At 69.7% G+C, this 11,926-nt stretch carries 9 protein-coding genes; 5 read left to right on the top strand and 4 right to left on the bottom strand.

Going from position 1 to position 11,926, the window contains the following annotated elements:
• Positions 1-129 precede the first annotated feature (129 nt).
• The 5 genes from ACVNF4_RS07600 to ACVNF4_RS07580 all read left to right on the top strand — a co-directional run bounded on the left by ACVNF4_RS07600 (position 130) and on the right by ACVNF4_RS07580 (position 5,102).
• The gene (locus ACVNF4_RS07600; RefSeq protein WP_461801915.1) at positions 130-402 is read left to right on the top strand and encodes a hypothetical protein; all 273 of its coding nucleotides are present in this window, start codon (positions 130-132) and stop codon (positions 400-402) included.
• A gap of 51 nt (positions 403-453) precedes the next feature.
• A complete protein-coding gene (locus ACVNF4_RS07595; protein WP_461801914.1) occupies positions 454-648 on the top strand; it encodes a hypothetical protein in 195 nt (64 codons plus the stop codon).
• 258 nt (positions 649-906) lie between these two features.
• The gene (gene tatA, locus ACVNF4_RS07590) at positions 907-1,188 is read left to right on the top strand and encodes a Sec-independent protein translocase subunit TatA (protein ID WP_461801913.1); all 282 of its coding nucleotides are present in this window, start codon (positions 907-909) and stop codon (positions 1,186-1,188) included.
• Between the two features lie 47 nt (positions 1,189-1,235).
• Positions 1,236-2,177 carry a twin-arginine translocase subunit TatC gene (gene tatC, locus ACVNF4_RS07585; protein ID WP_461801912.1) on the top strand — a complete coding sequence of 314 codons (942 nt, stop codon included), beginning with the start codon at positions 1,236-1,238 and terminating at the stop codon, positions 2,175-2,177.
• 120 nt (positions 2,178-2,297) lie between these two features.
• Positions 2,298-5,102: a DEAD/DEAH box helicase gene (locus tag ACVNF4_RS07580; protein WP_461801911.1), complete on the top strand. Its 2,805-nt coding sequence runs from the start codon at positions 2,298-2,300 to the stop codon at positions 5,100-5,102.
• A gap of 102 nt (positions 5,103-5,204) precedes the next feature.
• On the opposite strand, the gene atzF is transcribed toward ACVNF4_RS07580, so the two are convergent.
• From atzF to ACVNF4_RS07560, 4 genes are read right to left on the bottom strand one after another with little or no spacing between them, the layout of a single operon-like run.
• Entirely contained in the window at positions 5,205-6,842 is a 1,638-nt protein-coding gene (gene atzF, locus ACVNF4_RS07575) for an allophanate hydrolase (RefSeq protein ID WP_461801910.1), read from the bottom strand.
• A 20-nt stretch (positions 6,843-6,862) separates the two neighbouring features.
• Positions 6,863-10,402, bottom strand: a complete 3,540-nt coding sequence (locus ACVNF4_RS07570; RefSeq protein ID WP_461801909.1) for a 5-oxoprolinase/urea amidolyase family protein — start codon at positions 10,400-10,402, stop codon at positions 6,863-6,865.
• Complete coding sequence (locus tag ACVNF4_RS07565) at positions 10,399-11,037, bottom strand: urea amidolyase associated protein UAAP2 (protein ID WP_461801908.1); 639 nt, start codon at positions 11,035-11,037, stop codon at positions 10,399-10,401. The genes ACVNF4_RS07570 and ACVNF4_RS07565 overlap by 4 nt, the downstream gene beginning before the upstream one ends.
• Positions 11,034-11,858: an urea amidolyase associated protein UAAP1 gene (locus ACVNF4_RS07560; RefSeq protein ID WP_461801907.1), complete on the bottom strand. Its 825-nt coding sequence runs from the start codon at positions 11,856-11,858 to the stop codon at positions 11,034-11,036. Before ACVNF4_RS07560 ends, ACVNF4_RS07565 begins: the two co-directional genes overlap by 4 nt.
• Positions 11,859-11,926 lie beyond the last annotated feature (68 nt).

Below are 11,926 nucleotides of genomic sequence, written 5' to 3'. Positions count from 1 at the left end.
GTGATCATCGAGGCGGCCGTGCACGTGTCGTCCTGGGGTCTGACCACCCCGAAGTGGCCGGGTAATCCCATACGACGAGGCCGGGGCGGGAGGGGCGGCGGGGTGAGCGAGCTGTCCGAGGGCCCGGGGATGACGGTGGCGACCGCTTTCGCGGGTATGAAGGACGTGGGAATCGAGGCGGTCACGCCGGTCGTCTTCACCGCGGGGTGCCCCGAGTGCCGGGGGCGGTTCGAGCTGGGGGCCGAGGCGTTCATGCTGGCGCTCGGGGGGAGCGAGCGGACGACGTTCTACTCCTTCACCTGCCCCGACTGCGAGGTGTCGGTGCGCAAGCCGGCGGGGGAGCGGATCGTGGGGTTGCTGCTGGAGGGCGGGGTGCGGACGCTGCGGCTCCAGGGCATGTAGCGGTCCGGGCGGGCCGTCATCGCACGTCCCGCGGAGCGCTACGCTCGGGGCATGTTCTGGGCGATGGTCGCGGTTGCTGTGGGGTTCCTCGGGCTGCTGGTGCTGGGGGTGCTCGCGGTGCGGGTGTTCGTGGCGGCGCGGCGGCTCGGGGCGCAGGTCGCGGTGTCCGCGGAGCGGATCGGGCGGGCCGCGGAGGACCTGGAGAGGTCGGCGGTGAGCGCCGCGCGGGCCGCGGACTCGCTGTGAGTGCCGCTACGGCGGTTCTGTGAGTCGGGCGCCGGATGCGATTTGGGTTACTTCGCCCTCCCGCGTGGGCGGGTGCGGCGGGTACGCTGCTGGTCGCGGACCGGAGAACGAGGCCCGATTCGCGGAACAGGGAGTACGCACGGGGATTGCCTGGCGTTCACCCTTGAGCGTTACGATCGCTGACAGCACGATGGTCGGACAGATGTCCGGCCGGCCAGGTATTCGGACCACGTCGCCTCGGTGAAGAAGGTAAAAGCTATGGGTAGGCTCGGCCCCACCGAGATCATTCTGATCCTCGTCGTCGTCATCCTGCTGTTCGGCGCGAAGAAGCTTCCCGACATGGCCCGCTCGCTCGGCAAGTCCGCGCGGATCCTCAAGAGCGAGGCCAAGGCGATGAAGGAGGAGGGTGGCAGCGCCGCTGCCGCTCCGTCCGCTCCGCCCACCCCCGGCGACCAGACGCAGCGCACCATCCAGGCGGCTCCCGGCGACGTGACCAGCTCCCGCCCGGTCACCGAGCCGACGGACACCACCAAGCGCTGACGCAGGGCCGGTGAACTCCGGCCCACCGCACGAGATGGGAACGTGGGTTGCTCAAGTCTGCCCGCAAGGAGAAGGACCCCGAGGGGCGCATGCCCCTGGTGGAGCACCTTCGTGAGCTGCGTAACCGCCTGGGCAAGGCGGTTCTCGCCATCGTCCTGTGCGCGATTATCGGGGCCGTCTACTACCAGGACATCATCAACATCCTGACGGAGCCGATCCGGCACCAGGTGGGCTGCAAGACCGCGTTCACGGAGCTGGCGAAGCAGAAGGAAGGGGCCTGCGGCAGCATTACGATGTCGGGTCTGATGGGCCCGTTCACGCTGATGATCAAGGTGTCGCTGACCGCGGGCGTCGTCATGGCCAGCCCGATCTGGCTCTACCAGCTGTGGGCGTTCGTCGCCCCCGGCCTGCACAAGCACGAGCGGAAGTACGCGTACGCGTTCGTCACCGCGGGCGCTCCGCTGTTCGCCGCGGGCGCCTGGTTCTCGTACCACGTGCTGCCCGCCGCGGCCGAGGTGATGATCGGCCTCACCCCCGCGAACACGGTCAACCTGTTGCCGCTCGACGACCTGCTGGACCTGGTCACCCGCATGGTGATCGTCTTCGGCCTCTCGTTCGAGCTGCCTCTGCTGCTGGTCCTGCTCAACCTCACCGGGATCGTCACCGGCAAGCGGATGCTCGGCTGGTGGCGCGGCATGGTCATGGGCGTCACGATCTTCGCGGCGTTCGCCACGCCGACGGTCGACCCGGTGTCGATGCTGTCGCTGGCCGCCCCCATCGTCGCGCTCTACTTCATCGCCACCGGCTTCGCGATCCTCAACGACCGCCGCAAGCGCCGCCGTGACGAGATGGGCCCCTCCGACGACGAGGCGTCCGAGCTCGACCTGACCCCCTCGGACATCGGCGAGGTCGAGTCCGTGGGCTCCTCCCGCGCACTGCCGGGAGCGTCGAACAACGACCGGGTCAACGGGTACGACGACGTGACGTGACCGCTGGACCACGCCGGGACACGGCCGGACGCCGACAGGGCGTCCGGCCGCTTTCGTTTCGCGCGGTATCCGGATAATGATCGTCCCGTTGTCAGTGGGGGCCGGTACGCTCGAAGCACGATGACAGAGGACCTCTCCCCGGCTGAGCGGTATGCGGCGGCGCGCGAGCGTGCTGTCGAGCAGGCGACCGCGCTGGCCGGGTTCCGCGAGATGTATGAGTTCGGGCTCGACGCCTTCCAGATCGAGGCGTGTCGGGCGCTTGAGGCGGGGAAGGGGGTGTTGGTCGCCGCTCCTACGGGGTCGGGCAAGACGATCGTCGGCGAGTTCGCCGTTCATCTGGCCCTGGGGCAGGGGAAGAAGTGTTTCTACACGACCCCCATCAAGGCGCTCTCCAACCAGAAGTACGCCGACCTGTGCCGCCGCTACGGCGCGGACAAGGTCGGGCTGCTGACGGGCGACAACAGCGTCAACTCCGATGCCCCGGTGGTCGTGATGACCACCGAGGTGCTGCGGAACATGCTGTACGCCGGTTCGCAGACGTTGCTCGGCCTCGGGTACGTCGTGATGGACGAGGTGCACTACCTCTCGGACCGGTTCCGGGGCGCCGTCTGGGAAGAGGTGATCATCCACCTCCCCGAGTCGGTGACGCTGGTCTCCCTCTCCGCGACCGTCTCCAACGCCGAGGAGTTCGGCGACTGGCTCGACACGGTCCGCGGTGACACCGAGGTCATCGTCTCCGAACACCGTCCGGTGCCGCTGTTCCAGCACGTGCTGGCCGGGCGGCGGATGTACGACCTGTTCGAGGAGGGCGAGGGCAGCAAGAAGGCCGTCAACCCCGACCTCACCCGCCTCGCCCGCATGGAGGCGCAGAGGCCCTCCTACCAGGACCGCAAACGCGGCCGGATGCGGGAGGCCGACCGGGAGCGGGAGCGCAGATCCCGCTCACGCGTGTGGACGCCGGGCCGGCCCGAGGTCATCGAGCGGCTCGACGCCGAGGGCCTGCTGCCCGCGATCACGTTCATCTTCAGCCGCGCCGCCTGCGAGGCCGCCGTCCAGCAGTGCCTGTACGCCGGGCTGAGGCTCAACGACGACGACGCGCGGGCCGAGGTACGGGCGCTCGTCGAGGAGCGGACGGCCGCGATCCCGCGTGAGGATCTGCACGTCCTCGGCTACTTCGAGTGGCTGGAGGGCCTGGAGCGGGGCATCGCCGCGCACCACGCCGGGATGCTGCCGACGTTCAAGGAGGTCGTCGAGGAACTGTTCGTCCGAGGGCTCGTCAAGGCCGTCTTCGCGACGGAGACGCTGGCGCTCGGCATCAACATGCCCGCCAGGTCCGTCGTCCTCGAAAAGCTCGTCAAGTGGAACGGCGAGCAGCACGCCGACATCACGCCGGGGGAGTACACGCAGCTCACCGGGCGGGCCGGGCGGCGGGGGATCGATGTCGAGGGGCACGCGGTCGTGCTCTGGCAGCGGGCCATGAGCCCCGACCACCTCGCCGGGCTCGCGGGCACCCGCACGTACCCGCTCAAGTCGAGTTTCCGGCCGTCGTACAACATGGCCGTCAACCTCGTCGAGCAGTTCGGGCGCCATCGGTCGCGGGAGCTGCTGGAGACGTCGTTCGCGCAGTTCCAGGCCGACCGGTCGGTCGTCGGGATCTCCCGGCAGGTCCAGCGCAACGAGGAAGGGCTCGACGGCTACAAGGAGTCGATGACCTGCCACCTCGGGGACTTCGAGGAGTACGCCCGGCTGCGGCGTGAACTCAAGGACCGCGAGACCGAGTTGGCCAAGCAGGGCGTCTCACAGCGGCGTGCCGAGGCGGCCGTCGCGCTGGAGCGGCTCAAGCCGGGCGACATCATCCACGTCCCGACCGGGAAGTTCGCCGGGCTCGCGCTCGTCCTCGATCCGGGGCTGTCGGCCGGGCGGGCCAACGGGCACCGGGGGTTCGAACACCACGACGGGCCACGGCCGTTGGTCCTGACCGCCGAGCGGCAGGTCAAGCGGCTCGCGTCCATCGACTTCCCCGTGCCGGTCGAGGCGCTCGACCGGATGCGGATCCCGAAGACCTTCAATCCGCGTTCGCCGCAGTCGCGGCGTGATCTCGCGTCCGCGCTGCGGTCCAAGGCCGGGCACATTCCGCCGGAGCGGGCCCGCAAGAAGCGGGCGCAGGCCGCCGACGACCGGGAGATCTCCCGGCTGCGCACCGAGTTGCGGGCGCATCCCTGCCATGGGTGCGACGAGCGGGAGGACCATGCTCGGTGGGCCGAGCGGTACTACCGGCTGCTGCGGGACACGTCCCAGTTGGAGCGGCGGATCGAGGGGCGGACCAACACGATCGCCCGGACCTTCGACCGGATCGTCGCGCTGCTGACCGAGCTGGACTATCTGCGGGGCGACGAAGTCACCGAGCACGGGCGGCGGTTGGCCCGGTTGTACGGGGAACTCGACCTGCTGGCCAGTGAATGCCTGCGGGCCGGGGTGTGGGAAGGGCTGTCGCCCGCCGAACTCGCCGCGTGTGTCTCCGCGTTGGTGTACGAGGCGCGGGTCGGGGACGATGCGATGGCTCCCAAGGTGCCGTCCGGGGCGGCCAAGGCCGCGCTGGGGGAGATGGTGCGGATCTGGGGGCGGCTCGACGGGCTGGAGGAGGAGTTCCGGATCAGCCAGACGGAGGGGGTGGGGCAGCGGGAGCCGGACTTCGGGTTCGCCTGGGCTGCCTACTCCTGGGCGTCCGGGAAGGGGCTGGACGAGGTGCTTCGGGAGGCGGAGATGCCGGCCGGGGACTTTGTGCGGTGGTGCAAGCAGGTGATTGATGTGCTGGGGCAGATCGCTGCCGCGGCGCCTTCGGAGGGGTCTACTGTGCCGAAGGCTGCGCGGAAGGCCGTTGAGGGGGTGTTGCGGGGGGTGGTTGCCTATTCGTCGGTGGGGTGAGGGTTTTAGGGGCGGGTGCGGGTGCTTCGTGGCTGGTCGCGCCCACGCGGCGGTAGCCGCAAATAGATACAGCCCCGCGCCCCTAAAAAAGAGGGCGTCGTTCTACCGTTTGTTGATGTAGGCACGCCAGCTTCCGTGGGCCGTGATGTCCTCTGCGTTTTCCAGTGCTGCTGGTTCGCAGAGGAAGCCGGTGACTTGGGCGTTGTCCGCCAGCTCTACTTTGCCCAGTGTCATCGGTCGGGGGAGGGTTGCCAGGAGGCGGCCCAGGCCCTCTGGGGGGATGCTCCAGATTTCTGTTTCTATCTGGGCTCCTCCTTCGCCCACGTGCACCAAACCCGGCTTCGGTGGCGTCGTGTTCAGGGCGTACAGGCGGTAGTACGGGGCTGTTTTGGTGGTGCTGTGCAACTTTGCGCCCAGGGTGAGGAGTTGGGGGTTCAAGGGCTGGCCCGTCAAGTGGGCGCCGACTACTGCCAGGTGGACGTCTGGTGTCAGCAACTCCGCGAGTTTTGTCAGGCGTTCGTCCGTGTGGGGCGGGCCTATCAGCATGACGCCGAAGGGGAGGTTGTTTACCTTGCCGGCGGGGACCGCTGCTGCCGCCAGGTCGAAGAGGTTGGTGGAGTTGGTGAAGCGGCCCAGGTGGGCGTTTGTGGTGAAGGGGTTGGCTGCTACTTCTGCCAGGGTGGGGTGAGTTGGGGTGGTGGGGAGCAACAGGGCGTCCGCGTCGGCCAGTTCCTTCAGGGCTCGGGTGCGGAGAGTTGTCAGTTTCTCCTGGTCCGTGAAGAGTTGGTGGGCCGGGATGTCGCGGGCTCGGGTGATGATCGTGGCTACCGTGGGGTCGAGGTCGGGGGTCGCCTTTTCGATGAACGCGCCTACCGATGTGTAGCGTTCGGCGACGAAAGCGCCCTCGTAGAGCATCGCCGCCGCTTCGGTGAACGGGGTGAGGTCCAGGGTGCGGATCTCGGCGCCTGCTGTGCGGAGTTGGTGGACCGCTTCGTCGTAGGCCTGTTGCCAGCCTTCGGCCAACTCGCCCAGGTGGTCCGGGGATGCGATGGCTACGCGCCAAGGGCCCGGCGGGCGGGGTGGGGTGAGGGTGGGGGTGGTCGTCATGTGGGAGAGGGCCTGTTCGGCTTCTCGTAGGGTGCGGGCGAAGATCGTGACGCAGTCGAGGGAGGCGCAGGCCGGGACGACACCGGTCGTCGGGACCAGGCCCTTTGTCGGTTTGAGGCCGACGATGCCGTTGAAGGCCGCCGGGACTCGGCCCGAGCCTGCGGTGTCCGTGCCGAGGGCCAGGTCCGCGATGCCGAGGGCGACTGCCACGGCTGAGCCGGAGCTGGAGCCGCCGCTGATGCGGGACGGGTCGTGGGCGTTACGGACGGGGCCGTGCGGGGAGCGGGTGCCGACGAGGCCGGTGGCGAACTGGTCGAGGTTGGTGGTGCCGAGGACGAGGGCACCGGCCGCGCGGAGGCGGGCGACGACGGGGGCGTCCTCCTGGGGGTCGTACGCGTACGAGGGGCAGGCCGCTGTGGTGGGGAGGCCCGCGACGTCGATGTTGCCCTTGACGGCGAGGAGTTGACCGGCCAGGGGAAGGTGTTCGCCGGAGCCGAGGCGGGATTCCAGTGCTTCGGCCTCGGTCTCCAGGTCTGCCTGGGGGCGGAGGGTGATCCAGATTTCCGGGCGGTCGACGGCCTCGATACGGGAGTAGGCGGCGCGGACCCGGGCGAGGAGTTGGGGGGTGGGCATGAGTGGGCGCCCCTTTCAGTTCACGACTGGGGTGAGGGTGGGGTCAGGATGAGGAGCGCTGTGCCCGCTTCCACCTGGTCACCCGGCTTGGCCAGGATCTCGTGGACGATGCCGGGGGACAGGGCGTCGATGCGGGACTCCATCTTCATCGCCTCCAGGACCAGAAGGGGCTGCCCGGTGGTGACCTCGTCGCCCTGACGGACATTCACCTGCCAGACGGACGCGGCGAATTCGGCCTCGACGAGACGGCCGACCGGGGGGAGTTCGACCTGGGCGGGTGGCGGCGGGGACGTGTCGGCCGCGTCGGCGCGGGCGAACTCGCCTGCCGCTTCCCAGGCTTTGCGCTCGGCGTCGAAGGCCTGCTGCTGCGTCCGTCTGAACTCGTCGATGGAGTCGGCGTGTTCGGTGAGGAAGCGTTCGTACTCGGCGAGGGAGAACGTGCCCTCCTCGACGCGAGGGGCGAAGCGGCCCGAGATGATGTCGGCGCGCAGGCCGAGGAGTTCGTCCGCGTCGACCGGATACCACTTGATGCGGTCGAAGAAGCGCAGGAGCCAGGGCTTGCCGGGTTCGAAGGCACCGCGCTGCTGCCAGGGGGACCAGACCTGGGTGGTGCGGCCGACGAACTGGTAGCCGCCGGGGCCCTCCATGCCGTAGACGCACAGGTACGCGCCGCCGATGCCGACGGAGTTCTCGGCGGTCCAGGTGCGGGCGGGGTTGTACTTCGTGGTGACCAGGCGGTGGCGGGGGTCGAGCGGGGTGGCCACCGGGGCGCCCAGGTAGACGTCGCCCAGGCCGAGTACGAGGTACTCCGCGTCGAAGACCGTGCGGTGGACGTCGTCCACCGTGGCGAGGCCGTTGACGCGGCGGATGAACTCGATGTTCCAGGGGCACCAGGGGGCGTCGTCGCGGACGCCCGCCATGTACCGGGCGATGGCCTCGCGGGTGGCGGGGTCGTCCCAGGAGAGGGGGAGGTGGATCGTGCGGGAGGGGACGGTGAGCTGGGCGGTGGGCGGGAGGGTGTTGATCAACTCCCTTGTTCTGTCAAGGAGGTGATTTAGGGGGAGGCGTGTCGGGTCCGTTTTGATCTGGAGGGAGCGGATGCCTGGGGTGAGGTCCGTGACGCCCTCGATCGCCGCTTCCGTGACCGACTCCATCAAGGCGTGGACGCGCATGCGCAGCGCCAGGTCCAGTTGCATGGGCCCGAATTCGACGAGGAGGTTGTCGTCGCCGCTGCGGCGGTACGTGACGTCCCTGTCGCGGGCCAGGACGCCGCCGTCCTGGATCTCCTCGCGGGGGGCGCCTGTTGTGTCGACGGGGGTGAAGCGGACCGTGTCGCCGGGGCGGAGTTGGCCCAGTTTCCAGCGTTCGGTGGAGAGGATCGTCGCCGGGCAGACGAAGCCGCCCAGGGAGGGGCCGTCGGGGCCCAGCAGGACCGGCATGTCGCCGGTGTAGTCGACGGCGCCCACCGAGTACGGGGTGTCGTGGATGTTGGAGGGGTGCAGGCCGGCTTCGCCGCCGTCGGTGCGGGACCAGCGGGGTTTGGGGCCGACGAGACGGACGCCGGTGCGGGCGGAGTTGAAGTGGACCTTCCAGTCGGCGGCGTAGAAGTCGTGGATGTCGGCCTCGGTGAAGAACTCCGGGGCGGCGTGCGGGCCTTCGGTCACGGCGAGGTGCCAGGTGGCGGTGAAGGGGAGTGCTGGTGGGGCTGTTTCGGTGGTGTCCCGCTGTTCGCCGCCGTGCAGGACGTCACCGGGGCGCAGTGCCCTGCCGCCGTGTCCGCCGAACCGGCCGAGCGTGAACGTGCTCGCGCTGCCCAGGAATCGGGGGACGTCGAGGCCGCCCGCGAAGAGGATGTACGTGCGCAGGCCGTGTTCCGTGGGGGCGCCGACCGTGAGGGTGCCGCCGGTGGGGACGGTGATCGGCTGCCCTTGCGGTGCCGGTGTGCCGTCGACGGTGACCTCGGCCGGGGCGCCGGTCACGCACACGGTCGTCGGGTGGGTGAACCTCAACTCCGGGCCCTGGAGGGTGCATTCGAGGCCGGGCGTGCCCTCCGGGTTGCCCAGGGCTCGGTTGCCGAGGCGGAAGGAGCGGTCGTCCATCGGGCCGGACGGGGGGACGCCGACCTGCCAGTGGGCGGTGCGGCCGGGCCAGTCCTGGACGGTGGTGAGGGTGCCGGCGGTGACGACCTCGATGCGGGGGGTGGGATCGGTGACCGTCGTCAGGGTCGCCGTGGAGTGCGTGGCCGCCTTGAACTCGCCGTTCTCCAGGGCCGCTCGGAGGACGCCGAGGTTCGTCTCGATGCCGTCGACCCGGGTGGTGGCCAGTGCCTGCGCGAGGCGGCGCAGGGCGTCGGCGCGGTCCGTGCCGTGGGCGATGACCTTCGCGAGCATCGGGTCGTACGACGTCGTCACCTCGGTGCCGGTCTCCACCCAGCCGTCGACGCGGACGCCGTCCGGGTAGGCGACCTGCGTCAACAGGCCAGCGCTGGGGCGGTGTTCGCGGGTGGGGTCCTCGGCGTAGAGGCGGGCCTCGACGGCGTGGCCGTGTGGAGTGGGCGGGGTGCGGACGACGTCCCTCTCGCCCTGGGCGAGGCGGAGCATCCAGGCGACCAGGTCGACGCCGTGGATCTCCTCGGTGACCGGGTGCTCGACCTGGAGGCGGGTGTTGACCTCCAGGAAGTACGCCTCCTCGCGGGCGGCGTCGTACACGAACTCGACGGTGCCGGCGGAGCGGTAGGCGACCGAGGCGCACAAGTCGTGCGCGTTCTGGGTGAGTCGGGTGCGGATGTGGTCGGGGAGGTGGGGGGCCGGGGCCTCCTCGATCACCTTCTGGTTGCGGCGTTGGAGGGTGCAGTCGCGGTCGCCGAAGGTGACGACCTTGCCGGTGCCGTCGCCGAAGACCTGGACCTCGATGTGGCGGGCGTGTTCCACCAGGCGTTCGAGGAAGACGCCGGTGGAGGAGAAGGAGGCGGTGGCGACTCGGTGCACGGACTCCCAGGCGTCCGTGAGGGCCTGGGGGGTGTGGCAGGCGGACATGCCGATGCCGCCGCCTCCGCCGGTGGCCTTCAGCATCACCGGGTAGCCGATCGACTCGGCGCTCTCCAGGGCCTCTTCGAGGGAGGTGAGGAGGCCGGTGCCGGGGGCGAGGGGGACGCCTGCGGCCTGGGCTGCCGCTCTCGCCGTGTGTTTCGCGCCGAAGAGGTCCAGGTGGGTGGGGGTGGGGCCGACGAAGGTGAGGCCCGCGTTCTCGCAGCGGCGGGCGAAGTCGGCGTTCTCCGAGAGGAATCCGTAGCCGGGGTGGATCGCGCCCGCGCCGGTGTCCTCGGCGGCCTTCAGGACGAGGCCGGCGTCGAGATAGGAGTCCTTGGGCGGGGCCGGGCCCAGGCGGACTGCCTCGTCGGCCAGGCGGACGTGGGGGGAGTCGCGGTCGGGGTCGGAGTACACGGCGACTGTGCGGAGGCCGAGTTGGCGGGCCGTGCGGATGATGCGGGTGGCTATCTCGCCTCTGTTGGCGATCAGGAGGGTGTCGAAAAGGCGGGGCGTTCCGGGGGGCGCGGTCATTCGGGGGCCGTCTCCTTCGTCAACTCGCCTGTCCCTGGCGCCTCTTCGATCGTCATCTTCACTGCCGTCGGGTCGAAGCCGTTGCACGGGTTGTTGATCTGGGGGCAGTTGGAGACCAGGACCAGGACGTCGCACTCCGCGCGGAGGGTGAGGGAGAGGCCGGGGGAGGAGAGGCCGTCGACTATGCCGAGGGTGCCGTCCTGTTCGACGGGGACGTTCATGTACCAGTTGATGTTCGAGACCAAGTCCCGTTTGCCCAGGCCGTACTTGGCGCCCTCCGCGAGGAAGTTGTCCACGCAGGCGTGCTGGGACCAGGTGTGGTGGCCGTAGCGGAGGGTGTTGGACTCCTTCGAGCAGGCGCCGCCGATGGTGTCGTGGCGGCCGACGTCGTCCCTCGACACCGTCATCAGGGGCGTGTGTTCGTTCGACAGCAGCACGCTTCCCGTCGTCAGGAAGAGGTTGCCTTGGGCGTGGACGGTGTCCGGGGCGCTGTAGCGGATCGTCGTGTCGTGGGCGTCGTACACCAGGAAGTCGACGGCCTGGTTGCCGTGGAGGTCTGTGATCGTGAGGGTTTCGCCCCTGAGGAGGGTTGCCGACCAGGCGGCCCTGGGGGGAACCACTGTCGTCACGCTCATGAGCGGCCCCTTGCGGTGAGGAATTCCGTGGTGTTGAGGAAGGCCCGGCGGGATTCCGGGGTGGCCGTCCACAGGGGGTCCGTGTCCGTGGTGGGGGTGGAGTGCCAGGCCAGGACTTCGAGGGGGGTACTGATGTAGTCCGGGCGGGGGTCCAGGGGGTGGGGGACGTTTGCGATGAGGACCGTCACGTCCTGTTCCATGCGGAGGGTGACGCCGGCGTGGGGGCCTGCGGAGCCGGTGAAGGTGAGGGTGCCGTCTTCTTCCGCGTGGACGTCCTGGAAGAAGGAGAGGGACGGGGGGAGGTCTCGGGGGGTCAGGCCGTTCTTGGCCGCCGCCAGTTTGAGGAGTTCCCGGCCGGCGGGGGTGGGGGAGTGGGGGGTGCCGTCGCCGTAGCGGGCGGTGTTGTGGGCGAGGGTGCTGGTGCCGCAGAGGGTGTCGTGGTGGGCCGAGGTGTCTTCCGTCAGGGTGGCGAGGACTCTGCCCTGGTCGGAGAGGAGGAGGGAGCCGGGGGTGAGGTACGCGTTCCACTGGACCTTTACCGTGTCGGCCACGTTGAGGCGTTCCCAGGGGCGGGTGTCCGTGTACAGGAGGAGGTGGGCGCAGGCGTCGCCTTCGAGGTCGGTGAGGCGGAGTTCTGTTCCTCTGGAGAGGGTGCGGTGGGTGTAGTTGCCGCCTGCGACTGTTTCGGCCCAGGTCAAGTGGCCTGCTTGGGGTGGGGGGTTGGGCCAGGTGGTGGCGGGGACGATGGGCATGTTGTCGGCGTGGGTGCCTTCTTGGGATCGGGCGTGGGCTTGGGCTCCGTGGGGGGTGGCTGTGGGCATTTCGCCTCCGGCGGGCGGGTGGGTGGGGTTTCTGTCGTGTGGCAGAAATTAGGGGTGGGGGGATTCGG

This window comes from Streptomyces sp. S6, from assembly GCF_054880855.1.
The sequence above is the reverse complement of the archived record's forward strand: the minus strand, read 5'-3'. Positions and strand labels throughout refer to the sequence as shown.